General features: G+C 46.0%; 28 protein-coding genes and 1 pseudogene. 13 read left to right on the plus strand and 16 right to left on the minus strand.

What is annotated here, in order from left to right:
• Positions 1 to 51 precede the first annotated feature (51 nt).
• From fliE to flgB, 3 genes are read right to left on the minus strand one after another with little or no spacing between them, the layout of a single operon-like run.
• On the minus strand, positions 52 to 432 hold the full coding sequence (fliE, locus tag EHO60_RS06495) for a flagellar hook-basal body complex protein FliE (protein WP_135767335.1): 381 nt from the start codon (positions 430 to 432) through the stop codon (positions 52 to 54).
• A 16-nt stretch (positions 433 to 448) separates the two neighbouring features.
• The gene (gene flgC, locus EHO60_RS06500; protein WP_135767336.1) at positions 449 to 910 is read right to left on the minus strand and encodes a flagellar basal body rod protein FlgC; all 462 of its coding nucleotides are present in this window, start codon (positions 908 to 910) and stop codon (positions 449 to 451) included.
• A 39-nt stretch (positions 911 to 949) separates the two neighbouring features.
• The gene (gene flgB, locus EHO60_RS06505) at positions 950 to 1,381 is read right to left on the minus strand and encodes a flagellar basal body rod protein FlgB (protein ID WP_135767337.1); all 432 of its coding nucleotides are present in this window, start codon (positions 1,379 to 1,381) and stop codon (positions 950 to 952) included.
• 110 nt (positions 1,382 to 1,491) lie between these two features.
• Here flgB and EHO60_RS06510 point away from each other — a divergent pair, with 110 nt between their 5' ends.
• From EHO60_RS06510 to EHO60_RS06520, 3 genes are all read left to right on the plus strand, one after another.
• Positions 1,492 to 1,782: an STAS domain-containing protein gene (locus tag EHO60_RS06510; protein WP_135767338.1), complete on the plus strand. Its 291-nt coding sequence runs from the start codon at positions 1,492 to 1,494 to the stop codon at positions 1,780 to 1,782.
• A gap of 82 nt (positions 1,783 to 1,864) precedes the next feature.
• Positions 1,865 to 2,278 carry an LIC10301 family lipoprotein gene (locus EHO60_RS06515; protein ID WP_135767339.1) on the plus strand — a complete coding sequence of 138 codons (414 nt, stop codon included), beginning with the start codon at positions 1,865 to 1,867 and terminating at the stop codon, positions 2,276 to 2,278.
• Complete coding sequence (locus EHO60_RS06520; protein ID WP_167880161.1) at positions 2,279 to 3,373, plus strand: tetratricopeptide repeat protein; 1,095 nt, start codon at positions 2,279 to 2,281, stop codon at positions 3,371 to 3,373.
• Here EHO60_RS06520 and EHO60_RS06525 read toward each other — a convergent pair.
• The 7 genes from EHO60_RS06525 to EHO60_RS06550 all read right to left on the minus strand — a co-directional run bounded on the left by EHO60_RS06525 (position 3,367) and on the right by EHO60_RS06550 (position 8,003).
• The gene (locus tag EHO60_RS06525) at positions 3,367 to 3,798 is read right to left on the minus strand and encodes a YbaN family protein (protein ID WP_135767340.1); all 432 of its coding nucleotides are present in this window, start codon (positions 3,796 to 3,798) and stop codon (positions 3,367 to 3,369) included. The two genes, EHO60_RS06520 and EHO60_RS06525, sit on opposite strands and share 7 nt — an antisense overlap.
• A gap of 89 nt (positions 3,799 to 3,887) precedes the next feature.
• Positions 3,888 to 5,297 carry an NAD(P)(+) transhydrogenase (Re/Si-specific) subunit beta gene (locus EHO60_RS06530; protein ID WP_135767341.1) on the minus strand — a complete coding sequence of 470 codons (1,410 nt, stop codon included), beginning with the start codon at positions 5,295 to 5,297 and terminating at the stop codon, positions 3,888 to 3,890.
• A gap of 7 nt (positions 5,298 to 5,304) precedes the next feature.
• Positions 5,305 to 5,586 (minus strand): NAD(P) transhydrogenase subunit alpha part 2, encoded by a 282-nt coding sequence (locus tag EHO60_RS06535; RefSeq protein ID WP_135767342.1) that lies wholly within the window; start codon positions 5,584 to 5,586, stop codon positions 5,305 to 5,307.
• A gap of 67 nt (positions 5,587 to 5,653) precedes the next feature.
• On the minus strand, positions 5,654 to 6,361 hold the full coding sequence (gene queC, locus EHO60_RS06540; RefSeq protein ID WP_135767343.1) for a 7-cyano-7-deazaguanine synthase QueC: 708 nt from the start codon (positions 6,359 to 6,361) through the stop codon (positions 5,654 to 5,656).
• Positions 6,362 to 6,381: 20 nt separating this feature from the next.
• Positions 6,382 to 6,762 (minus strand): 6-carboxytetrahydropterin synthase QueD, encoded by a 381-nt coding sequence (gene queD, locus EHO60_RS06545; protein ID WP_135767973.1) that lies wholly within the window; start codon positions 6,760 to 6,762, stop codon positions 6,382 to 6,384.
• Positions 6,763 to 6,873: 111 nt separating this feature from the next.
• A complete protein-coding gene (locus EHO60_RS17105; protein WP_167880162.1) occupies positions 6,874 to 7,020 on the minus strand; it encodes a hypothetical protein in 147 nt (48 codons plus the stop codon).
• 41 nt (positions 7,021 to 7,061) lie between these two features.
• Positions 7,062 to 8,003: a cation diffusion facilitator family transporter gene (locus tag EHO60_RS06550; protein WP_135767344.1), complete on the minus strand. Its 942-nt coding sequence runs from the start codon at positions 8,001 to 8,003 to the stop codon at positions 7,062 to 7,064.
• 93 nt (positions 8,004 to 8,096) lie between these two features.
• Between EHO60_RS06550 and EHO60_RS06555 the strand changes: the two genes are divergently transcribed.
• Positions 8,097 to 8,705: a uracil-DNA glycosylase gene (locus EHO60_RS06555; protein WP_135767345.1), complete on the plus strand. Its 609-nt coding sequence runs from the start codon at positions 8,097 to 8,099 to the stop codon at positions 8,703 to 8,705.
• 50 nt (positions 8,706 to 8,755) lie between these two features.
• Here EHO60_RS06555 and EHO60_RS06560 read toward each other — a convergent pair whose 3' ends face one another.
• Together EHO60_RS06560 and EHO60_RS06565 are read right to left on the minus strand one after the other, a co-directional pair.
• Positions 8,756 to 9,688 (minus strand): alpha/beta fold hydrolase, encoded by a 933-nt coding sequence (locus EHO60_RS06560; protein WP_135767346.1) that lies wholly within the window; start codon positions 9,686 to 9,688, stop codon positions 8,756 to 8,758.
• A gap of 13 nt (positions 9,689 to 9,701) precedes the next feature.
• Complete coding sequence (locus EHO60_RS06565; RefSeq protein ID WP_135767347.1) at positions 9,702 to 10,766, minus strand: alpha/beta hydrolase; 1,065 nt, start codon at positions 10,764 to 10,766, stop codon at positions 9,702 to 9,704.
• 402 nt (positions 10,767 to 11,168) lie between these two features.
• Between EHO60_RS06565 and EHO60_RS06570 the strand changes: the two genes are divergently transcribed.
• Positions 11,169 to 13,550, plus strand: coding sequence for a PAS domain-containing sensor histidine kinase (locus EHO60_RS06570; protein ID WP_210409342.1), 2,382 nt, complete (start codon positions 11,169 to 11,171; stop codon positions 13,548 to 13,550).
• Positions 13,551 to 13,559: 9 nt separating this feature from the next.
• Here the strand turns inward: EHO60_RS06570 and msrA are convergent, their stop codons facing one another.
• Positions 13,560 to 14,090 carry a peptide-methionine (S)-S-oxide reductase MsrA gene (msrA, locus tag EHO60_RS06575; protein WP_135767348.1) on the minus strand — a complete coding sequence of 177 codons (531 nt, stop codon included), beginning with the start codon at positions 14,088 to 14,090 and terminating at the stop codon, positions 13,560 to 13,562.
• A 153-nt stretch (positions 14,091 to 14,243) separates the two neighbouring features.
• Between msrA and EHO60_RS06580 the strand changes: the two genes are divergently transcribed.
• Positions 14,244 to 14,693, plus strand: coding sequence for a DUF1564 family protein (locus EHO60_RS06580; RefSeq protein WP_246028161.1), 450 nt, complete (start codon positions 14,244 to 14,246; stop codon positions 14,691 to 14,693).
• Positions 14,694 to 14,741: 48 nt separating this feature from the next.
• Here EHO60_RS06580 and EHO60_RS06585 read toward each other — a convergent pair whose 3' ends face one another.
• Positions 14,742 to 15,557: an LA_0442/LA_0875 N-terminal domain-containing protein gene (locus EHO60_RS06585; RefSeq protein ID WP_135767350.1), complete on the minus strand. Its 816-nt coding sequence runs from the start codon at positions 15,555 to 15,557 to the stop codon at positions 14,742 to 14,744.
• A 120-nt stretch (positions 15,558 to 15,677) separates the two neighbouring features.
• Between EHO60_RS06585 and EHO60_RS06590 the strand changes: the two genes are divergently transcribed.
• From EHO60_RS06590 to EHO60_RS06600, 4 genes and pseudogenes are all read left to right on the plus strand, one after another.
• Positions 15,678 to 16,259: an RNA polymerase sigma factor gene (locus tag EHO60_RS06590; RefSeq protein ID WP_246028237.1), complete on the plus strand. Its 582-nt coding sequence runs from the start codon at positions 15,678 to 15,680 to the stop codon at positions 16,257 to 16,259.
• A 161-nt stretch (positions 16,260 to 16,420) separates the two neighbouring features.
• Positions 16,421 to 17,476 (plus strand): FecR domain-containing protein, encoded by a 1,056-nt coding sequence (locus tag EHO60_RS06595; RefSeq protein ID WP_135767352.1) that lies wholly within the window; start codon positions 16,421 to 16,423, stop codon positions 17,474 to 17,476.
• A 245-nt stretch (positions 17,477 to 17,721) separates the two neighbouring features.
• A pseudogene (locus EHO60_RS17380) lies at positions 17,722 to 18,266 on the plus strand (IS3 family transposase); the annotation flags it as partial.
• Positions 18,267 to 18,643: 377 nt separating this feature from the next.
• A complete protein-coding gene (locus tag EHO60_RS06600) occupies positions 18,644 to 19,636 on the plus strand; it encodes a class I SAM-dependent methyltransferase (RefSeq protein ID WP_246028162.1) in 993 nt (330 codons plus the stop codon).
• A gap of 266 nt (positions 19,637 to 19,902) precedes the next feature.
• Here EHO60_RS06600 and EHO60_RS06605 read toward each other — a convergent pair whose 3' ends face one another.
• Positions 19,903 to 20,349 carry a DoxX family protein gene (locus EHO60_RS06605; protein ID WP_135767976.1) on the minus strand — a complete coding sequence of 149 codons (447 nt, stop codon included), beginning with the start codon at positions 20,347 to 20,349 and terminating at the stop codon, positions 19,903 to 19,905.
• 151 nt (positions 20,350 to 20,500) lie between these two features.
• Between EHO60_RS06605 and EHO60_RS17110 the strand changes: the two genes are divergently transcribed.
• The 3 genes from EHO60_RS17110 (at position 20,501) to EHO60_RS06615 (ending at position 23,041) form a co-directional block, all read left to right on the plus strand.
• Complete coding sequence (locus EHO60_RS17110; protein WP_167880163.1) at positions 20,501 to 20,668, plus strand: hypothetical protein; 168 nt, start codon at positions 20,501 to 20,503, stop codon at positions 20,666 to 20,668.
• A 77-nt stretch (positions 20,669 to 20,745) separates the two neighbouring features.
• Positions 20,746 to 22,692, plus strand: a complete 1,947-nt coding sequence (locus tag EHO60_RS06610) for an ABC-F family ATP-binding cassette domain-containing protein (protein WP_135767353.1) — start codon at positions 20,746 to 20,748, stop codon at positions 22,690 to 22,692.
• A 13-nt stretch (positions 22,693 to 22,705) separates the two neighbouring features.
• Complete coding sequence (locus EHO60_RS06615; RefSeq protein ID WP_135767354.1) at positions 22,706 to 23,041, plus strand: rhodanese-like domain-containing protein; 336 nt, start codon at positions 22,706 to 22,708, stop codon at positions 23,039 to 23,041.
• 45 nt (positions 23,042 to 23,086) lie between these two features.
• Here EHO60_RS06615 and EHO60_RS06620 read toward each other — a convergent pair whose 3' ends face one another.
• Positions 23,087 to 24,001: an alpha/beta fold hydrolase gene (locus EHO60_RS06620; RefSeq protein ID WP_135767355.1), complete on the minus strand. Its 915-nt coding sequence runs from the start codon at positions 23,999 to 24,001 to the stop codon at positions 23,087 to 23,089.
• Between the last annotated feature and the right edge of the window lie 47 nt (positions 24,002 to 24,048).

Genomic DNA, 24,048 nt, shown 5'->3' on the forward strand with positions numbered 1-24,048 from the left:
AGGCAGGACATCCCCCGTTCCTAAAACGGGGGATGGTTCTTAAAAAGGGGATTACCTCATCGAGGTAAGATCACGATACCCGCGGACCACTCCGTCCGCCAATGTTTTAGTGAACGTCAAGGCAACTCTCGCTTTTTCCGATGCAATCATTACTTCGTGCGCGTCCACGCTATTCGGATCGTAGACCATTTTTTGCGTAAGCTCGTCGGCTTCGACCTGCAGATCGTTTACGGATTTGAACGCGTTTCTCATCGCTTCGGAAAAACTTTCAGCAACGTAATCGGGAGAAACAGGCTCTTTTACGTCCTTGTAATGTCTATCGTCTGCGGCATTTACCGAAACCTTATCCCCTTTGGGAGTCAGGGGAAATCGGGAGTCCGAATATCCGGAATTGTAAGTGTACCAAAGTTTCGAATTAAAATCTATCTGCATCGTATTTTCCTAATGATTAAGCTCTTCCGATTTCGAGGGCTTTGTTGAACATCGCTTTCGAGCCTGTGATCATTTGCACGTTGGCTTCGTAGGATCTGGAAGCCGAAATCATGTCGGTCATTTCGGTGACTATATTGACATTCGGCATTTCCACATACCCTTTTTTAGGGCCGATTTGGATCGAATCCGGATGGGTCGGGTCGTATACCATGCGCAAAGGAGACATGTCCTTTTCAATCTTCATTACTTTCACGCCTTTTCCCTCGCCGGGAGAAATCCCGAACGGGTAGACGGGGCTTTTCCAACGAGTTCTGAGATTGACAGGGGTCAGAACGACCCTATCCCTACGAAAGGGACCGTCTCCGTTCGTATTTCTAGTCGTCGTCGAGTTGGCGATATTATTTCCGATTACGTCCATTCGTAGACGCTGTGCCGAGAGACCTGTTGCAGAAATATTAATCGAAGTGAAAAGTCCCATGTGCTTCCTTTCCTATTCCGCTATGTCCCATTTCCGGGATTAAGCGAGCCTCATTATGTTCTTTAAATCTCTATAATTCGCGTTTAAGCGGTCAGCCATAAGCATGTATTGCATCTGGGAATTGGAAGCATCTACGACTTCTTTTTCCGGATCCACGTTATTTCCATCGGCGCGCATGGTCGTAAGATAGTCTATGTTCGACTTCGGTTGCACTTGGCGATAATCCAGGGGGGTAAAGAAGGAAATATGTCTTTCGTCCTCGATTCTGGTGGGAATCGCTTTGGATGCTTCGATTTTTTCCGATTCCATCGCTCTCTTGATCATGGATTCGAAAATCACTTCGCTTCTCTTAAAATGGGGTACGTCCGCGTTCGCGATATTGTCCGAAATCACCTTTCTTTTTAACGTGGCCGCGTTCATCCCTCTTTCGAGCAGATCCTGAGTTTTCATGAAATGGGTTTTTTCGAACATAGGACACTCCCAACAAAAATTTCGGTTGAATTCGGGATTTCCCGAAGATAAAAAAAGGTTTCGGCAGAAAAATTTCGTTCAAAAAAGCTGGTGTGAGGGATAATAGAAACATGGAAGAAGGTTCCGAGGTAATCGAGATTAAGCCCGAATTAACGGCTCTTTTTAACGATTATTATGCCTTCCGAAACCAATTGATGGATGCGATCGCCAAGAAACCCAAGAAAATCGTTCTGAATCTAGGGCGTATTCCCGTTATGAATTCGATTTCGATCAGTTCCCTCGTTTGGTTCTGTAAAAACGCCCGGAGCGAGGGAATCGACATTAAGATTCTGGAAATCCACCCAGATCTGATGAAAACGTTCGAAATGTTGAAAATCGACGAATACTTCCAGCAAATCTAGACGGTGGATGATGACCTTGTTACTCCGAGTAGCGTAGGAAATTCCCTCGACAAAGGACCCGAAACCGATAGCCTGGGTCCGGATGAAAAAAGCGATCCTCTCTTTTGCCCTGATTTTATTTTTATCAGCTTGTCGTAAGCCTTTGCCTGAACGGATTCTAGGCGTTTGGGAAAATACGAAAACCTGCGGCGCGGAAGGAAATTGCAGATACCCGAATCCCGCTCTCGGTCCGAGCAAATTAACAGTTTTGGAAAACGGTTTGGCTTTGTATGCCGATCCCGAACTGGAAGGACCGAACAAAGGAAAAGAGTTTCACATCGAATACCTTCTCGAGGAAGAAAACACGAAATCCAAATCGCCGGAGTTGGTGTTCCGTTTCCTGAATTTGGGCTTCGAAATCCGTTATGTCATCGCCAAGTCGGACGAAGAGGAATTGGAACTTTTCAATCCGAAAAAGGAGAATACGGAAACCTATAGACGGGTCGGGAAAAAATAGATGTTCGGTTCGGGCAAAAAAGGTTCGCTACTGATTCTTTTATTTTGCCTTATATTGGATTCCGCTCCTCTACGTTCGGAAACGAACTCCGAAGAAACCCAGACTTTAGTGCCTGCTTCTCCCGAAGGAGAACTGCCTCCTCCCCCGCCTCCCACGGACAAAAGCGAGCTTTCCCGTCGCAAGTACCAGATCTTGGCGTTAAACACCGAGACGATCAATCTCCTTCGGGTGAATAATCTGGTCCGTTCCCTAACCAATATTGAAAAGATCAAAAAATTGGATCCGGATTGTTTGGAGTACCAGTATCTAAACGGAGCCTATCTTTATGCGATCGGACGTTATCCTCAGTCTAAAAAATCTTTGCTGAAGGCGATCGAAATCCATCCCGGACACGACCCTTCCTATTATTTGTTAGGGATGATTTTTGTACGGCGGAGTAAATGGGAATCTTCCGTTCCCTATTTTCAAAAAGCGGTGGAATTGGCGAATTACAATCCTTTCTACAGATTGAATTTGGCCCTCGCGTATTTCGAAACCGGGCAATATTTGCGTGCGAAAGCCGAGGCGGAAAAGGCGGTGGAATTAAAGCCGAATTTTCGGAACGCCAAATTGGTTCTGCTGAAATCGGATTTTGCCCTGGGAAACAAGGCCAATGCGTTGAGTCTCTGCAAAGAATTTGCCAAGGAAGGATTTCTTTCTAAGGAATTCGCTTATATATACGCGCGCCTCGCGATGGATATCGATAAGAATTTCCGCAAAGCCATCAAATTATATAATCAATTTCCGGATCTTCCGTTTAACGAGCGCAGATTTTTAGGCCACGCGTATTTCCACACGGCTAATTTTCGAGCCTCTGCCAACGTATATTCCGGTATTTTGGGCGCTAAAATATTAAGCGAAGAAGATAAGATCAACTATCTGCGATCTTTGGTTTTTACGAAGGACTATAGACGACTTGAGACTTTCGTTGCCGGATGGATTTCGGAAGAGCCGGATAAAAAGGTAAAAATCCAGGAGGCTCTGGATATAGCGGAATTGTTGAAAGATAACGATCCGAAAGTATATCATATGCTTCCTTCCCGATCACCTTACTGATTTTCGGCCTCTTTCCGTTTCGTGGGAAAACGTAAAAGGTAAGCGATGACCGCGATTCCTATGATTGCCATTCCGATCCTTACTCCTAAAACCGGGAGAAAAAAAGCGCTCAAAGCCATGGTAAGAACGATGGTGGAGATCGCGATGATTTTGGCGCGCATAGGAATCGCTTTATGGATCCGCCAGTCCCGAATGAAGGACCCGAAATACCTGTTGTTCATGAGCCAATTGTAAAAACGTTCCGACGCTTTTGCATAGCAAGCGGCAGCCGCCAAAAGGAACGGAGTAGTAGGAAGGCCGGGGACGAAAATCCCGATGACCCCAAGAATCACGCAAACGGTTCCGACAAATATCAATAGGAAACGCACGATTCCGGATTTGTGAGGTCGAACCTCGTCGCTGTAATCTTTATATTCTCGAGCCATAGAAAACCTCTAATATTCAATTTAGAATAAAAAAGGGAGGATCTCTCCTCCCTTTTTTAACGAACTCGAAAATTTTCGAACCGAAAAGATCAGGTATCTTTTAGAGCGGTTACGATTTCCTGAGTGGCTTTTTTCCCGTCCTGGAAGTACATCAGGCAGTTGTCCTGAATAAACAGAGGGTTCGGAACACCGGCAAATCCGGGACTGAGGGAACGTTTGATGACAATGATCGTCTTTGCTTTTTCCACGTCCAGGATAGGCATTCCGGCGATCGGAGAACCTGGGTCCGTTTTTGCCAGAGGGTTGACCACGTCGTTGGCTCCGTTGATGATCACTACGTCCACGGTATCGAAGGTAGGATTGATTTCGTCCATCTCCTTCATCTTATCGTAAGGGATATCCGCTTCGGCCAATAAAACGTTCATATGGCCCGGCATCCTTCCCGCTACAGGATGGATGGCGAACTCGACCTCTATGTTGCGATCGGTAAGTTGATTGTATAGATCCCGAACCGCGTGTTGGGCTTGCGCGACGGCCATTCCGTATCCGGGAACGATGACCACTCTCTGCGCCATATCCAAAAGCATCGCGACTTCTTCCGCAGAAGTGCTTTTCGTTTTTCCGGAATAAATGTCTCCGGCATCCGTAGTAGTGGTCGCTCCGCCGAGTCCTCCGAAGAGCACGTTCGGGAGAGAACGATTCATCGCTTTACACATGATCTGGGTCAAAATGATTCCGGAAGCTCCGACGAGGGAACCGGAGATAATTAACACGTTGTTTCCCAATACGAATCCGGTTGCGGAGGCCGCGATTCCGGAGTAGGAGTTCAACAGAGCGATTACCACCGGCATATCGGCTCCACCGATCGGCATAACCAGAAGAATGCCTAAAATGGATCCGGCGATCACTACGTACCAATACCAAGCGATTACGGTGGGTTGGGTTACGTTTAAATAACCTAAATACAAGGAAGCTGCAAACAGTAGGACTTTTACGATCTGATCGCCGAAATAGCGGACCGATTTTTCGGAAACCAATCCTTGCAGTTTTCCGAACGCGATCACGCTTCCCGTAAAAGTCACTGCTCCGATGATACCCGTTGCCGCAGTGGAAATCGTAAATTGGTAATTGGAAAGAAATTCGGTATTCTTGCCGGTTTCCAAAATCTCCATGAGAGAATTTCCACCGACTAAGAAGGAAGCCAAACCTCCGAACCCGTTCAAAAGCGCCACGAGTTGGGGCATTCCCGTCATTTCTACTTTGAGAGCGATGTACGTTCCGATCACCGTTCCGAGAAGAATTCCGGACGCGATCCAAATGATGTCCTCTTGGCCGATTTTACCGTATTCCAGGAAGACGCCGACTATGGCTAAGAACATCCCTACGGCTCCGGTAAGATTTCCGCGTACGGCCGTTTTAGGATGGGAAAGCAGCTTTAATCCGATGATAAAAAGAATGCTCGAAATTAAATAGAGTACGTTGATGAAAGCCTTATCCATTTAGATATTAATCCTTTTTCTTGAACATACCGAGCATGCGGTGGGTAACTACGAATCCTCCGACCACGTTGATCGTCGCACCGACGATCGCAAGGAACCCCAAAATCTTGACCAGCGGACTGTTGACAGCGTGGAGAGTTAAAACGGCTCCGATGATCGTGATTCCCGAAATCGCGTTGGACCCCGACATCAGCGGAGTGTGTAAAAGGGGCGGAATACGGGTGATGACTTCGAATCCTACGAATACTGCGAGGAGGAAAATCGTTAGGTAGCCTACGAACTGTTCCATATTAAGCTTCCTTGGGGTTAGATCGGCGGAAAATCGTAAAAAAGCCGAAACCCTAAAATCTGTTCGTTCACTTTTCCGGGATGCCTGCTTCCTGAAAACCCTTTTTTCGAAGTAAGCAGGAGTCGCATCTTCCGCAGGGTTTTCCTCCGATCGGGTCATAGCAGGAATGGGTCATGGAAAAAGGAACGCCCAATTTCGAGCCGAGGAGGACGATTTCTTTTTTTCCGAGATGTTGCAGGGGAGCGCATATTTCCAGCGGATGCCCTTCCACACCGGCTTTCGTTCCCTGACGAACCGCATCGGCATATGCTTTTAAAAATTCGGGCCTGCAATCCGGATAACCGGAATAATCCAAGGCGTTCACGCCGATGTACAGTCTCTTTGCCTGGATCCCTTCCGCCAAAGACACTCCGAAGGATAAAAATAGGATATTCCGACCTGGTACATACGTATTCGGAATACCGGCTTTTCCCAGGGAATTCTTGGGAACTTTCAACTTTTTTTCGGTAAGGGAGGAACCCAGAAAAAATTTAGGCTGTAGTTTTTGTATTAAATGCGGAATTCCTAGATGTTTCGCGATTTGCTTGGCCGATTTCAATTCGATCTTATGTTTTTGTTCGTAGTCAAAGGAAAGAGCCGTAGGATGATAACCGTCCTCTATAGCTTGGTATAGGCAAGTGGTAGAATCCAATCCTCCGGAAAAGAGAACCACTGCCTTCGGTCTTTCGGACTTCGAAACGGTGAGAACACTGTTAGATTCGGATTTAGAAAGCATCGGAGAAGATTGCCGGATCGTTATACGATATCTTTCGGCCCTTCGTAAATACAAGCGCTCGTACACGTTTCATGAAGGGTGATTTTTCGCAGTAGAGGGAGCTGGGGTTTCAGACGTTTCCATAGCCAAAGACAGATGTTTTCACTGGTAGGATTCTCCAATCCTGCCACATCGTTCAACAAATAATGATCTAGGTGATTTTCCAGTAACGGTTTTACAGACTTGCTCACTTCTGCAAAGTCCATCAACCAACCGGTGCCCGGATCTATTTTGCCTTTTAAATGAAGTTTGAAACGGAAACTGTGTCCGTGCATTCTCCTACACTTATGTCCCTCTGGAACGTTGGGCAGGAAATGCGCGGCATCAAAGCGGAATTCTTTTGTAAGTTCGATTTCTTCCATCAAGCTGGCCTAAGAAGGGTTTGCGGAAGGAGCACGAGGAAAGGGAATCTTGGATTCGTTCCCATAGGACCCGGAACTCGGATCTCCGAAGAAAAAAGGAGGGTATCCCCCTTATTTGACCAAGTCTTTAAGTATTTCCTGGCGTTTGGCGTCTTTTTGTTGTTGGTTCAACACTAGCCATTCGCGCTTGAGTTGCTTCTCGCTGAACCCCTTGGCTTCGGCGTATTTTTTGAGGAGTTTTGCGGTCTTCTGGTTCATACCTGACCAAATTTTCGGGTTTTAATCCGCTGTCAAGCAGTCTAGCATTCCTTGTAAGGGCAGGATATGCCGACGGGTTCGATTTCCACTGTCGCGTGCGGGATATGAAATTCCTCGGCTATGTCTCGAATTCGTTCTTTCAATTTTTGCGCGTGGGATATGGAGGTACCCGTCACACCTACGTGCAAAGTAAGGACGTGAAAGTCTCCATCCATAGACCACAAATGCAGATCGTGGACGGATTCCACGCCCTTTACGCCTAGGATCCGGGCTTCCAATTCTCCGGTATTGATTCCTTCCGGCGCAGACTGGAGATGCAGAAGCAATATCTTTCTTAAATTCCGGAAAGCCTGTATCCCGACCCAGACTGCGATTAAAACGGAAAGGAGCGGGTCTATCCAGGTCCAATCGAATAATAAAAGCGTAATACTTCCGAAGAACACCGCAATCCACCCTAAAACGTCTTCGAGAAGATGTAAGGCGACGGTTTGGCCGTTCAGACCGTCCACTTTTTTCATCTTGAATAAGGCGGCGCCGTTAACGGCGATTCCTAAAACGGACAATCCTAGCATTCCCCAACCGTTCGGCGAAGAGGGATTCCAGAGTTTGGGAATCGCAAAGAACAGAATCAGGACGGCTCCACCGAACAATGCAATGGAATTGACCAGGGCAGCCGACAATCCCAACCTCTTGTATCCGAAAGTGAACGTCTGTGTCCTAGGTCTAGCCGCGATTTTTTGGAAGGCCCAGGCTAGGGCCAAGAAACCGCTGTCGCCAAGATCGTGCAAGGAATCGGAAAGAATCGCCAAGCTACCGGAGAAATATCCACCTACGAGTTCCAAAATCGCGAACCCGAAATTCAGAATGAAAGCATATAAGAAAGCCTTCGAGCCGTCGGGTGTGGGACCGTGGGAATGGAAATGCCCGGTACTTCCCCCATGATCGTGATCGTGGTTTTCATGACGATGCGAATGTCCGTGCATACGCCTAGGTTCTGCTTTCGCTTTCTTTTCCGCCAAGTTCTTTTTTAGAAAGTGGTTGCAGGATAACGGTATCTACGTATCGATTAAGTTCCGATGAACACTTTGGATAAATTAGAAAGGCTCCGATCGATCGCCTCCGAGGTTTCTAAATGCACGAAGTGTAAACTCCATGCGACGAGAACTCAGACGGTGTTCGGAGAAGGAAATCCCGATGCGGAAGTTATGTTTGTCGGAGAAGGACCGGGAAAGCAGGAAGACCTGACGGGAAGGCCCTTCGTCGGAAAGGCCGGAGAGTTGCTGACCCGGATTATCGAAAAAGGCATGGGGGTGCCTAGAGAAAGCGTGTTCATCGCGAACGTGACGAAATGCAGACCGACAGTGGATCTAAAATTCGAGAAGGACCGTCCGCCGGACGAAGAAGAAACGATCGCCTGCTCTCCTTTTTTACTCAGGCAGATCGAAATCATTAGCCCGAAAGTGATCATCACTCTCGGCAATCCCTCCACTAGATTCATTTTGAGAACCCAAGAGGGCATCACGAAGCTACGAGGAAAATGGGGGGATTTTCATGGAATTCCGGTAATGCCTACGTACCATCCGAGCTATGTGATCCGAAACGGCGGAGACAACAGCCCTTTGAAACGGGACGTTTGGGAAGACATCAAGCTAGTCCTCGAGAAGCTAGGTTGGAAACGGGCCTAACCGGAAAAACGTACTGATGTTCGGAAATGGACCCGAACCTCGGACGAATCTCAATCTCCCTTTTTCTTTTTCAGCCAGTCGGCGATTTTTTGATATATCTCGGACGCTGCTCCTTCATGCGCAAATAGAGAGAGATGGTCGTAATCGATGTTCGCGCGATTGTCGCGACCGATTTCCACGAATTGAGAAGCCCCTTTTTTTCTGCGATACACCGGGTGGATCGATTCGGAAGGAGCGACATTGTCTATCTTTCCCGCGATGAACAAAGTGGGAAAATCGGAGGATTCGAAATCCACCCAGTTTTTGGGGTTTTCCTCCAAACTAGGAAGGTAATTCCAAAGATTCCTATATACGAATAGCGTAGAAGGATCGTCCTGGTCGTAAGAGATAAAACGCGAGCAGAACGTGTCCTTTCCTTTGCAGATGTCCGTCAGATCCTTGCCGAACCTCTTTTCCTTTTTCATATCTTCCAGGAAACTGTCGTTGTATTTGTAATCCATCCCGGTTCCGAGGAAGAAACTCTTATAGATGGAAGAATCTTTTTTTCCGCGAAGGTAATGGAGGACCGCTTGTCCGCCGAGGGAAACTCCCCCCAAGATATAATCCTTTCGATTGCTCACTCTTTGGATTTGGGAGATCGCTTGCGGAAGAATTTTATCCCCGATTTCTTTTAAATCCAAATCCGCATAAGAATCGAAGTGTAAAAGCCAGACGGAAAATCCGTTGCCGTTCAATACTCCGATCAGTCCGGAATAATCGCCCAGGTATAGCGCCTTCTTGTTCACCAAGATAGGGTCGAGGATCAGAATCGGAGGATGCTCCGAATCGATTTCGGAGAAGGTCGTTAAATAAACGTTCGGCGCCACGTTTGCCGTTTGCTTCGTGAATTTCTCCTCGGTGATCCTTACATATCGAGTACAGGAAGCGAATAGAGAAAAAACTAAAATCGGAAAAAGGAAGGTCGATGCGATTCTAAATTTCATTTTTTTGTCCGGATTAATTCCTTTTGTTCAACCATTGTAAGAGAAAGGGGAAGACCTCTTCGTCGGCTTTTTTTCCGATTAATAGATCCGTGTGACCGTAATCGTCGGAAAGGCCTTTTCCTTTGGACGCAACGAACATGGTTTTATCCGAGGATCCGATCGTGTCGTAAACGAATCTAAGGGAATACATAAAACCGAGTTTATCCCTTCTCCCTCCGATCAGTAAGGCGGGAATTTTTATATTCGCCAATCCATCCGCGTAGTTCGTTTTTCCGTCTTCGGAACGGAAGGATCCGGTTTCGATAACTTTGTCCATTTGCCTCGCTTCCCGTTTCGTGACGGAAGCGATCGAAGAGGTCAAAACTCCACTAACGATCTTGGGATCTATATTATCCGCATGCCAAAACAATTCTTCGAAATTCTTTTTAGGTAAAAACGGAATCCCAGTGCCGCCTCGGATTCTTGACCAGGTTTCCGTGGGAACCACAGGCCATAAATACAATCCCCAAGTAAAGTCGGACCACAATTGGAGCGCCCTGGAAGGCGGATCCATGATCATGGGCGAACCGATGGTGACTAGGTTGGCTACTCTTGTTTCTCCCAAGCTTCCGATACGGGCGTACGAAATCATGCCGCCCATACTATGTCCGATCCAATTGACTTTCTCTTTTCCCGTGGCGTCCAATACATATTTAATAGCCGCGCCCATGTCCTGCTTGATGTATTCATCAATGGAATAGTCGAAGGTTTTTTCTCCGAAAAAGAGGGAAGGGGAACCCGCATCCTGTCTTCCGCGGAGGTCCAAAAGCCAAACGTCGTATCCTTCTTTTTGGAGGCCTGCGACTAAGGAGGATTTTTCGTTGATCTTAAAGTATTTTCGGTTCGCTATGAAGCCGTGGCAGAGAATAACCGGATATTTTTTAGGATTCGAGCCGTTTGCCGGGGAAAAATGTTCTATCGTTAAATTCCAATTATCCGAAGTCTTCGGGTGTTGAAGGTCTCCGTTTAGGGCGATATTCGCCGAACACGAGGCGAATATCGAAAGAAAAAGGATCGAGAGGATTTTGGTACGAACCATACTCTGCGATGCTCCCGTTTTCATTACGGACGATCAAGGAAAATTCCGGGTTGTTGGACGCAGGCTCGCGGTTCTCCGCAGGGAAGAAACGCCGTTCGTCCGCAGAAAGCGTGATTCTGTTTCAGTTTCCAGAGCTTCCTTCGCCGGAAATCGGAATCTTTTACGGGCTTTTCCCGAAGGGATAAAAGCGGGAACTTTAGAATTTTATTATGGACTTAGCGGATGGATAGACTATGGTCGCGCTTTCGGGAGAATTGTCCGGAAAATTTCCTAAAAATCATTTCCGCACGGATTTTCCCCGATAAAGGTCTTGATAAAAAGTTTTTTTGAAATCAAAATCGGACTTTTCTTTCTTTTCGTCCAATGCTAGAAACAACAGCGCAGAATAGCCCGTTACGGATGATGCATTTAAAAATACCCGAATTTTTACGACCCCCGGTCTTTTCAGATGCGCGAAAAGACGCCTCCGTTCGATTGCTTTACGCCTTAATGCTCCTGTGCTTAGGAGTGATGCTGGCGTTTCGCATCCTACATCCGATTCTCGCGGATAAACCCAAACCTACTTATCTTTCCGTTTATCTGATTCCGCTTGCGGTTCTCGTGAGTCATGTTTTGGCGAAGCGGGGAAAGCTTAAAGCGGCGGCGCATTTTTTGATCGGGCTGCAGTGGTTAATGGTTTTTTCCATCGTATTGCGGGAAGGAGGAGTGCAATCGATCGCGTTTTCGTTTTGCATGGTGTTGATCGTCTTTTCCGCTTTGGTTCTCGGAAATCTGTTTGCTACGATTTATACGGTCCTTTCGATTTTGGTAGGCGCAGCGAGCGTTGCGTTAACGGACATGGATCTGATCCGGCCCGTTTATAAGGCCGTTTCGAGTAAGGGAATCCTACTGGGAGTTTCCGTAGGTTTTATCATGATCGCATTTTTAATGCGATTCGCAATGAGCGGGTTCCGGAAGATCCAGGACGAATTGGCCGAAGTACAGAGATATGCGCAGATCGGAGGTTGGACCTTTAACATTCAGACCAATGAAATCGTTTTAACAGAGGAATTTCAATATATCTTGGGAGAAGGAAATCCGAAAGGTTCCAAGGCCGTATCGTTGAGGAAATTTTTGGATGCGCATGTGACACCCGAAGAAGAACAAAAGATCGTAGACATTCTTCAGGATTGTATCCGCAGAAAAGACGATCCCGATTTTTCGTTGGATATAGTATACGAGGCGATACGCATCGACGGGGAAAAAAGGTTCGTCCATGTTCGCGGAAAATACAGGGATTCGAATACCTTATTCGGAACAAGTCAGGATATCACCGAGAAATTTTTGGCTCAGGAGAAATTAAGGACGAGTCAGGAATTGTTTGAAAAAATATTCCAGCTTAGTCCTTATGCGATTTCCATATCGAGGGTCAAGGACGGACGCTACTTCGACATCAATGAGAGTTTTACCCGCTTATTCGGTTATACGAGAGAAGATGCCGTAGGAAAGACCGCATTAGACATCGGACTCTGGGTTTATCCCGAGGAAAGAAAAAAGTTTATAGAGAAGATCATGCGGGATGGGATTCTGTTAAACGAAGAAACGTTTTATAGGGCCAAGGACGGTAGGGTGCTTCACTGCGAATTTTCCACGAGATTTGCATTGATAGAGGGTGAAGAAAGTATGATCAACGTGGTTCAGGATACTGCTGACCGAAAAGAAGCCGAGGGTCTGCGGGTCTTGAACCGGGAAATTTCCGAGCAGAATCAGTTGATCGCGGAGCAGAAAAGCGAATTGGAATCCACTCTCTCGAACCTGAGAAAGACGCAAAACCAATTGTTGGTATCGGAAAAAATGGCGGCTTTAGGCCAGCTCGTGGCCGGGATCGCTCATGAAATCAATAATCCGATCGGAGTGATTAGCGCGGCCAACGAGACGATCCGTAGCCATTTCAATCGTTCGACGGAACGGATGGGAGAAGCCTTTCTGATCCTCCGCGGTCTGGAGGAAAAAGGACGGGACGATCTGTATTCTCTGCTTCGAAAAGGGCACTATCACCAAGAATTGCTTTCTCCTAAGGAAACGCGGAAGAGAACCAAGGTTTTGGAGGCCAATCTAAAAGAACTAGGCATAGAAGGGGCCCATTCCTTGGCCGAGGAATTGGTCGAGGCAGGCCTCGAAAACGCGCTGACGGATTTTCCCGGTTTATTCGCCGGTGAGCATGCAAGAGAGGTTTTGATGTATGCGTTAGACGAAATTCAGGCAGCTCGTAGCTGTAGACTCATCGAAATATCGGTGGACAGAACTTCCAAGATCGTCTACGCCCTTAAGAACTTTTCGCATTTTAGATCCGACGGAGAGAAAACTGCGGTTCATCTCTATGAAAGTTTGGAAACGGTACTCACGATTTATCATAACCAATTGAAGACGGGAGTGGAAATCAGGAAGAACTATAACGAACTGCCTCCGATACAGGCTTATCCGGATGATCTATTGCACGTCTGGACGAATCTGATTTATAATGCCGCCCAAGCCATGAATTTTAAGGGAGTATTGACTCTTGAAATTCATAGGATCGGAGATTACGAAGTCGAAGTCAGAATTTCCGATACTGGGCCCGGAATTCCGGAATCCATAGCGGAAAGGATATTCGAACCTTTCTTTACTACCAAGGCGCCGGGAGAAGGATCCGGATTAGGTCTGGACATCGCGCGCAGAATCGTGGAAAATCATAACGGTACGATCCGCTTCGATACCTCCTTCGGTGGAACGAAATTTTTTATCCGATTGCCGATGGGAGGTTAAGCTCTTCGCTCAATGCGTTTTCTTTTTTAAGAACTTCTCTATCTTTGGCCGGATCACGTAGTGGCAATAAGGCTGGTCGGGATTGGTACGATAATAGTTTTGGTGATAGGTTTCCGCTGGAAAAAATTTTTCCAAAAATTCGATTTCTGTAACGATAGGAGAGGCGAATCTAGGTCCGGCTTCTTCTCTAGATCTGATCGCGATCTCTTTCTGTTCCTCGCTTTCGAACAAAATGATGCTCCGATATTGAGGTCCTTGGTCGTTTCCCTGGCGGTTCTTCGTAGTCGGGTCGTGAGCTTCCCAAAAAATTTCCAGAATTTCGGAATAGGAAATTACGGCCGGATCGAATCCGATGCGAACCACTTCCGCGTGTCCCGTCATTCCGGTACAAATCGACCGGTAATTCGGAGCGGGATCATTTCCGCCCGCATAACCGGAGACAAGCGATTCCACTCCGTTCACGAATTGGTAGACGGCCTCTATACACCAAAAACAGCCTCCCCCCAAAGTCGCGAATTCCAGTTTCTTTTCCGTAGGCATTTTTCTCTCCGTACCGATTCTGAATTTAGATCCGGTTTTCTTCGGAATACGATAAAAAGAATCTGGTTTTACGGAAATTTCGAACGTATAAATTTTCCGTAAGAACGGAAAAATCACGATCATCCTGCGATTTTATCGCCAGGTTATATGGATATGAAATGGGAAAAGCCCTCGAATCCATCCGAATCTCGTTCGAAAATTCATACGTTACGGGCAAAATCTCCGAGAGGGGAAGCGCCGAATTGTACTCTTTTGCTATCTAAAAACCTTTATGCTCGCTTGTTGGAACACTGGGAGGGAGAAAGGCCTTTGTCGCGATGTTTGAAGGAACTTTTGGAGTTGTATGCGCTTAGGCTAGAAAAAGAAGAGAAACTGAATTCCGAATCTTCCCTACTTCTCTACCAGCGAAGGAGGCCAAGGTCATCCGAAAATTTCGATAGAGTCAATTTTCGTCCGGAAGGAATGGACTGGATTCGTCTGGGGAATATCTCGCGCTGGCACGGAGTTTCCCGATGTTTTTTATTCAGCTATATGCTCGAACTTTATTTCTGCGGAAAAGACGGGGAAAACGGAGGAGCGACAAGGAAAAGTAAAGCGGCTTAAGGAACTATCCGAAGGCGGACAAGGAGGCAAAAATTTTGCGGTTTTTCTTTAGAATTTCCAGCTATAACGCAATTCGGTATTCCACCCCACTCCGTTTCCGCCCAGAGACACGGGGCGGTACGTCGGATTTAGGCTGAATTGGAGTCCTTCCGGGTTAGAATCTCCTGCCAGGAGCTTTTCCTTTTGCACCCCTAAAAAATAGGAATAAAGGATCTGCGCTCCGTAAGCAATACCGAAAAAAATCAGAGCATCATTGGACTGGGTACTTGCCGTCTGGTAATGCTTGAAGGCTCCCCCGGAATATGCCGATCCGATCAAAACTCGGATGAGCGTGGCGGAAGGAGGGTTTAACGTGGAGTTGCTCTGAGAGATCAGTAAGTATTCGTAAACCTTATCTTGGTAAGCGCTTTTTGCAGAGCGGAATTCTCCGCTTGTTTTTACGGAATAGTATGCCAATCCGGCGACTGCGGCAAAAGTCACCGCTCCCTGCCATTTCTTTTCCGCTTTCCAGATCCCCCATCCGGGAAGAACCGCGGAACTCAACGGATAATTCCAACGAGGTTTTTGCCACCAACGGATTTTTCCGGACTCGACGATTTCCTCTTTTTTAGGAGGGACTTCTTCTTTCTTTTGGGGCTCGACTTTTTTTGGTTCTTGTTTGGGTTCGTCTTTGAGACGGAGTTCTTGGATTTCTGTTTTCGGAATCGTCAGAATTTTCCCGTCGACTTCTAGCTGTACGTCGGTTCGGGTTTGATTGACCACCTTTCCTTGGAGTACCTTTCCGTTTTTTAAAGTCAGGGTCGCCCCGAACATTGCAGTGGATGAAACGAAAATAACGGACAAAATCAGCTTGCGTAGATACATAGGAAAGTTCGCATTTCTCGGGTTTTGCTAACCCCGAGTTTAGAATTCACTGATTCGAAGGTTTTTTTGGCAATATCTTTCTTCAAGAAAAAACCTAATTTACTTGAAAAAAGGCAACCGATTAAAAACTTTCTATCTACCGTGTCGGACACCTTGTTTTTTGAAAAACTGTACAACGCGAATAAGGACCACTTGTTCTCCTTTATCCGGCGTTCGGTGAAGGACGAATCTACCGCGCTCGATCTTTTGCAAGACACGTTTTTGAACTTTTTTAAACATTATTCCGGGAAAGGGAACCTTCCCCAGGAACAGATCGCTCGGATGATTCTATTTCGGATCGCGAGAAATCTGATGATCAACTATGGTAAATCCTATTATCAAAAGAACGTTTCGCTGATGGGCGGGGAAGAGGTAGCTTCCTTTTTCGGCTCCAAGGCCCAAGGTCCGGAAGGACAGGTTCTTGACGACATGGCGGCCCAGGATCTGACCCGAGCACTGAACGAAATTCTGGAAATACTGCCGGAAGAGCAGAAAACGGCGGTAGAACTTCGTTATTCTCAAGGTTGTAAGCTGGAAGAGATCGCACAGGTCCTGGGTCTTTCCGTTTCCGGAGTTTCGAGGCTTTTGGAAAGGGCCGAAAAGGCTATTTTGCAGGAAGGCAAGAGACGGGGATTTAAACCGGAATCTTTTCTTAAGAGTTAAAGGAATTCTTTTTTATAATTTAAATCCGTGATTCTATCCGTCGAAAATAGCATTATTTTGAAAAAAACGAGCAACGGGACTCTTTACGATTTGTTAGTCAAACTGGAAGCGGAGAGAACGCTACCAAGCCGGATCCCGGAATTTAGAAACGGAGAAAGAGGATGAATGGGATGACACCTAATTTCGATGCCTACGCCGAGCTCTTAAAAAGAACTCGGACCGTTTCTAAATTACCCGATTTCGATCCTACTTGGATCGAAACATCCCCCCGCTTCAAGGTGGAGGCTATCGTTGTGGAAACTTCAAATCAGAAGAATGTCGTTGAACTTCCAAATACAAGTCGTCGGATCTTTTTCCTCTCTGCTGCAGCGGTCCTTTTAATCGGAATCGGTATAGGCGGATATTTCAAATTCTTTAAAGGATCTCAGGCTCCGGTTGTGGAAGGTTCCGTTTTAAAAGCGGCCGTGGTTTTCGTTAAAGGGGACGCGAAAGTCGTTCGGGACTCGGAATCTCCGATCCATATCGGAGATATCTTAACCGAAGGGGATCGTATCGTTACCGGGCCTGGAGGCTCAGTCGATATCGGGCTGACCGACTCTAGCATGATCCGGATCAAAGAAAAGTCCAGCTTGATGCTGAAGGGTATGAGAGAAACGGACGCTTCTCAAGTGAAACTTTCCCTCCTTTCCGGTCGGATCCTGAACTTGGTTGAGAAGGAAAAGAAAAACGCGAATTTCGTCGTGGATACTCCTACCGTGGTTGCTGCCGTTCGGGGAACTTCCTTCGAAGTCGCGGTTACGCCGGAGGAATCCTCAGTGTTCGTTTCTGACGGAGCGGTGGAAGTAACTCCTTTGGTGAATGATGAGGCGGAAAAGGTCCTGAACGTAGGCGGCTTGGTAATCGTTACCGTCCAAAAAGCTACCTATTACGAAGATACGGATCGTGCAAAGAATTCCCTACCGGAATATTCCGACATGCGTAAGAACCTGAACGCCCTGGATAAGGAAGTGATGGAGACTACCAGAGGTCTTAAGACGGCAAAAACGGAAGCCGAATTGAGCGAGATTTACGACAAGAGTATCGAGCAAATCATCCTGAAAGACGGTCGTGAGTTGCGCGGGGTAGTCGTTTCTCAGAAAAAAGGAAAATTGATCGTCCAAACCTTAAAAGGTTCCTACATTCTGGACGAGTCGGTGGTGGAAACGATTCGTTACTGATCGTCTTCTCCAATCTTGGATTTTCGTAAAACCCGGGAATTCTTCCCGGGTTTTTTATTTGTGCGGCATCCAGGTGAATTTTCTCTAAACGAATCCCTCAGAAAAGGTTCCTCTCCTACAAGTCGGTGCAAGCTTCATTCCAGTAGGTATGCTTCATGATCGATAAAAGTGAAACGGATTATTCCAGGACTTGAGGGGCCCTTAGCGTGGCTCCGCCAAATCCGTATGAACCTCTTGCCGAGTAAGCTTTAGAACACGAAGCTGTAGAGATGCTAGTTGAAAAAAAACGGTAAACCAAATACATGAACAAAAGGCGGTTATGCTAATAAAAGTAAAGCTTGGAGAACGCAAATCATCTAAGTCATTAGTGTTTCTCGGGCTGGTTTTCGAAATCGCTGCAAACTTCAGGATCAAGACAGAGAATTAAAAGATCGAATTCGGTCTTTAGGATACAAGTATAAAAAAGCTGGTTACAGATAGATTCATAGCTTCACACGGCAGGAAGCGAATGTAAATTATGAGCGGATCTATCGCCTGAATTCCGAAATAGACTTAAAATACAGAATTAAACGGAAACGAAAGGGGTTATGGTTCCGAAGGTTGTTCCTAAGAATTCGGGGGAAGTTAGTCTATGGATTTCATGTCGGGTACACTTTATTAAGGAAAGATATTTCGAATTCTAAATAACATCGATGATTGCGGTTGTTTGGCAGTGGTAAGTAAATCGGTCGCATTTACTTCTGACCGATTAGTAAGGATTTTGAATGAAGTATCCGAAACCTATAGCCTTTAGAAACAGATAGTTGTGGGCAACGGTCCGGAATTCACATCATAGTTCACTCGGGGGATTGACTCCAGAGAAATATTTAAAACACTCTGCTTAAGAGGATTTCACCCATTACTCCGGCACTAAAAATCGGAGCATCTCAATTGGGCTTTCTGAATGCGCAAATAGGATATTATTTAAGTGGAAGGAGAAGGGGAAATAATCGTTACAAAGTTTTACTGGACAGTTTATTAATCGAACAATTGACGGATTTTCTCATCATCAGAATGGGGTTGTACGATTGGCTGTTCAAAGCTGACAATTTACTTTTTTGCTTGCTTAGATGATTTACGATATTATTCTCTTTGAAAAGATTAACTTGCAGATGGATAGGAATGTTAATGAACGATATTACAAGTAGATCAGAGGATATGGCCCTAGCAATCGGGGCCAAAAAACTCCATGAAGGTCGGCAGTTTATGTACGATGCCGCAAAAAGATATCATGATTCCTTTAAAGATTCTAAAACCGGTTTTTTTAAAGCAGAGTATCTGGAAAGCCGAAGCTGTCCTGTCTGTTTTAAAAATAATGAAAGAGTGATTTTTAATGCAGACGGAGGAGTTTACGTTAAATGCAACGAATGTGGTATGGGTTACTTAAACCCCGTCTTTACGGATGATTCTCTTACGAAATTTTATACAGGCAATAATACGGTTCAATCCGAAGTCGTCGAGAATGAGAGCGACTTTTATCGAAAAATATACTTGAAAGGACTCGAAGCGTTAACTCCGCACACGAAAAAAGGAGCTATTTTAGATATAGGATGTTCCGCAGGCAGTTTTCTGGATCTTGCAAAATCTAACGGTTGGGATACATGGGGAGTTGAACTCAATGAAGCAGAGATTGCATACACTAAAAAGAAGGGTCATAAGGCTTTCAATCAAATGCTTGAGAGTATTGAATTCCCGATTAAGTTTAATGCGATTACATTATGGGATGTATTTGAACATATCAAAGATGGGCATAAATATTTGAAGTTAATGAAAAGCCTACTGACTCCGGACGGAGTCATTTTCATTCAAGTTCCTAACTTCCATTCGCTAGCTGCAAGAGTGCTCCAAGAAAAATGCAAGATGTTCGACGGATTGGAACACGTAAACCTTTATTCGCCAGTAACTTTGAGAACAATTGCCGAAAAAAATTCCTTTGAGTTAGTTTCTATGAACACGGTTATTTCCGAAATTCCTATAGTTAATAATTATGTTAATTACGAAGATGCATATTTAGGTGATATTCCTCACGGAGGCAGAGTGTTGAATCTCATAGATGAAAAGTTGCTTCATGAAAATTACCTCGGATATAAAATCCAGGCAGTTCTGAAAAATATGCATTGAGAATGTGGGACTTTTTATATGATTTAGTGAATATTCTGAATTGTTTGAATGGATTTCAGAGGTAAATCATAATTGGCCTGCTCGTAATAATCTGCTTCTGTAAAGAGTTTGTTGGGTTGCGGCCCTGCACAGTTATTCTCTTTAATCGAACGATAGCGATATGCAGCGCTTGAAAGGGTGAAGTATATATAACAGTAAATAGTTTTCGCTGGGACCGAAGCTCGGAGTGGCACGGTCCCGCGAAACGGGAGTCGGGCTCTGAATTTTTACGCCAACCCGTTCGAAATGGAGCGATCGACGGAATAAGATCCACCTCCAGAAAAAAACAGACTGATCGCCATAGAGACTACGAGGATATGATATTCAAAACCTTCTCCTCCTTTGTCCCCGAACCAGTTCATAAAAAATCCGTAATGTATGTGGGTCAACGCTGCCACAAAAAGCGTGATGCCGATTCCCGACGCAAAGAAGCGAGTCAAGAACCCGAACGCCAGAAAAAGCGATCCGGCAAATTCGAAAAAAATGGCGGCAGTTCCTAAAAATGCGGGAAACCCCAACGTATCCGTAAAATAATCCATCGCTACGTCGTATCCTAAACCTCCGAACCACCCGACCGTCTTTTGGGCGCCGTGAGGGAAGATACACGTAAAGATTCCGATTCGTAGAAATAGCGGACCGATTCCTGGTTTCGTGGCAAAAAAGGGATAGAACATATCAGCCATGGAATGTATGCCTTTCCGCCTTTCGGTTCCAGCTATTTTTCACGCACCTCCGATAGGAGCCTCGATTTTCCCTGTCCAAAATGAGTTGTCGAAGAGGCATATTGGTAAAATTTTGGTAATACGAACGCATCGGAAGGTACCTATGTCTGACGAGACTACCGAAAAAAAGAATAAAAAAATCAACAAGATGTCCGTTCAGGAGCTGGACCAAGCTCTTAAGGACGCCGTCGAGAAGATGAACGGGGAAACGAGCAAGTACGTACAACATCTTAAGGCGAGAAAGCAAGAATTGCTCGCTAAAAAGAAATAGCACTACTTTTGAATCCCGGGGTGCTCGTCTAAAACGGACGAGCGCCTTCTCCTCCTCTTCGACACACTTTAAGAACCATGCTACAGTTTATAGAAATCAAGCACCGGTTCGGCAGTTCCACTCTATTCGATAAATTTTCCTGGCACATCAAACCCGGATCCAAAGTTGCCTTGGTCGGGCCGAACGGTTCCGGCAAATCCACCCTCTTCCGCATGGCGGAAGGCGATCTGGCGCCGGAAGAAGGAATCGTCAGTCGATCTAAACATACCGAAATTTCACTTTTTCAACAGATTCCGGATTTCGACTTCGAAGTATCCGTTATCGACACAGCTCTTTCCAGGCACAAACATTATAACGAATATATTTCACGTTCTCGTAATATTCATACTAGAATGGATGCCAGCACAGATCATGATTCTCCCGAATTCTCTTCTCTCCTAGAGGAACAAAGCGCTCTGGAGGAATATGCCTTTACCTACGGAGTCCATGAATTGGAAGCCAGGGCAAAAAAAGTTCTAGGCGGTCTCGGTTTTTCTAACGAACAGATGGAAAGAAAGGTAAAGGAATTTTCCCCGGGTTACCAACATAGACTAGGATTGGCGATCGCGGTATTGAATCCGGGAAATCTCCTTTTGCTCGACGAGCCCACGAACCACTTGGATCATTCTTCCAAAGAATGGTTGGCGGAATACCTCAGAAATACCAACCGTTCCTTTGTCCTTGTAACCCACGATCCCGAATTTCTGAACTCTACCACGGATACGATCGCGGAATTGAATCCGTCGGGTGTTTTGGAATTTAAAGGTACTCTGGAGGAGTATTTCGAACACAAAAACGAACTGTTGGAAAAACTTCGGACCCAGTTTCAAAAGGAAGAAGCATACTTAAAGAAAAGGATGGAATGGGTTGAGCGCTTTCGGGCGAAAGCCACCAAAGCCCGAGCGGTGCAAAGCGTAATCAAACGGCTGGAAAAACGGGATAAAGTGGACGCTCCCGAGGAGTCTTTCTGGAACTCCAAAACCGAATACGATTTTCATTATATTCCCTGCGGGAATATGGCCTTTCGAATCGAAGGAGCGGATTTTTCCTACAATGCCGAATCCCCTAATATTTTCGAAAACGCGGAATTACACGTCTCGAACGGTGATAAAATCGCGGTAATCGGTCCGAACGGTGCAGGGAAATCCACTTTTCTCCGTTGCCTATTGGGAATCCACAAATTGAAAAAAGGATCCATCACATTCGGACCGAAAACCCGAATCGGGTATTTTTCCCAAAATCACCATGAGGATCTGGATCCGGAAAAATCCATTCTTGAAACCGTTCTCTCCGCATATCCGGAAATTCCGGAGGTCGAGGCCAGAAACCTTTTGGGCTATTTCTCGTTTTCGGACGATCGGGTTTTTAAAAAGGTCGGGCTACTTTCCGGAGGGGAACAAAGTCGACTACGTTTAGCGTTGCTTGTTAAGTTAGGATCCAATTGTCTTTTTCTGGACGAGCCGACCAACCATTTGGATTTGGTGGTCCGCGAGAATCTTAAGAGAGCCTTACATTCTTATCCCGGTGCGGTGCTCGTCATCTCTCATGATCCGGAATTTCTAAAGGACCTTTGCAATCGAACGATCTCGGTTTCCGGCGGTCGTATCCGAGATTTGAACACTAGTTTTTCCGATTATCTTAAATTTCCTCCGGAAGACCTACATGCCGAGGGCGGGTTTGCAAAATCCGACGAGGTTTTGGATAAGGGGGAATCCAAGGATAAGAGCAGGACTAGAAAGAACGCGGATAAGAATAGGGTAAAGAAGATCCAAAAAGATATCGAGCAAATCGAATCCAAGATCGCCTTATTGGAAAAAAACAAGACGAATTCCGAGGAACTTTTAGCGGATCCTCAATTTTACAAGAATCGCAGTTATCAAATGGAGTTAGACACCTACAATCAGACCAAGACGGAAATCCTTCGTTTGACGGAACAGTGGGAGACTCTCCAATTGGAGTTGGAAGAATTATCTTCCGCCGTTTAAAAGGGAGAAAGGGATGAATCCGAAAGAGTTAAAAACGAGACTGGATGCGCGAAACACGGGAAAGGACGATTTCTACTTATTGGATGTGCGGAACCCGAATGAACAGGAAATCTGCCTGATCGAAGGCACGGACCTACTGATTCCGGTCTCCGAATTGCCGGCTCGCGTTTCCGAATTGGATGCATGGAAAAATTCCGGAAAAGACGTAGTGGTGTACTGTCGCTCCGGTGGAAGGTCGGGCAACGCCTGTGCGTTTTTGAAATCGACCGGTTTTTCCAAGGTGTTCAACCTGGAAGGGGGCGTTTTGCAATACTCGGACGATGTAGATTCCACCTTGGCTAAATATTAAGGAAATTGAAATCTCTTCCTCTTCGACTAAGTCTCGGAGAATGTTCTATAAAAAATCCAGAATTGCCGGGATTACGATTTCCGGCCTTTCTATATGCGGTAGATGGCCGGATTCCTCCACTAAGAGAAATGTAGGTTTTAGTAATTCTCTTACATAGGATCCGGTTTCTAGCGGAGTGGTACGATCCTGCCTTCCCCAGACCAATAGCACCTGCTTTTCCGCTCGGGCTAAACTTTCATATTGTGGACGCGGGTCCAAGGAGAGAAGGCTCCGAAGCGTCGAAAGGATGGCTGCACCGAATCCCTTGAATTGCATTTGCTGCCGGTATTTTTCCTTCCAACTTGTCGGGATTTTGCTTAGGTCTAGGAAATCCCCTTTTTGTCGTTCGGGCAAAGAGGGAATCAAATAGGAAGCCGCGACGTATTCTCCGATTCCCGGAACGTTCAGCGGAAAGATTTCCGCCTTTGCAGAAAACGGATCGATCAACACCACTTTTTTGATTCGCTCCGGTCTTTTTCCGACGAACTTGGCGGTAATGGCGCCTCCCATGGAAAGTCCCATGATATGAAACGGTTCCCGGATCTTTAATTCTCGGACCAGCTCTTCCAGTTGGGTATCGAACAGATCCAAATCGTATTTTACTTCCGGTCGATCGGAAGCACCTCTTCCGTAAAGATCGAATCTGAGAACCCGAAATCCCGCCGAGACTAAAGCTTCCTGAACTCCGTCCCAGATGAAGTATGGAATGGAAAAGCCGTGGACTAAAACGACCAGATCTCCGGTTTCGCGGCCGGAAAGTTCGTAATGAGTCCAACCTTGCGAGAGCCGAATGAATTTTCCCGAAGTCCCGTTTCTGGATTCCAGGTCCAATATTCCGGTTTCAGAGGAACGTAGTGCGGGAATGGATGCTAAGCCGAGGAGGAGTACGGCTGCAAAAAAGGAAGCGATTCTTATTTTCATTTGATTGGATGATACACTTTGGGCCGATCTGTGGCCGGTTAGCGCCT

Source organism: Leptospira fletcheri (assembly GCF_004769195.1).
GTDB lineage: Bacteria > Spirochaetota > Leptospiria > Leptospirales > Leptospiraceae > Leptospira_B > Leptospira_B fletcheri.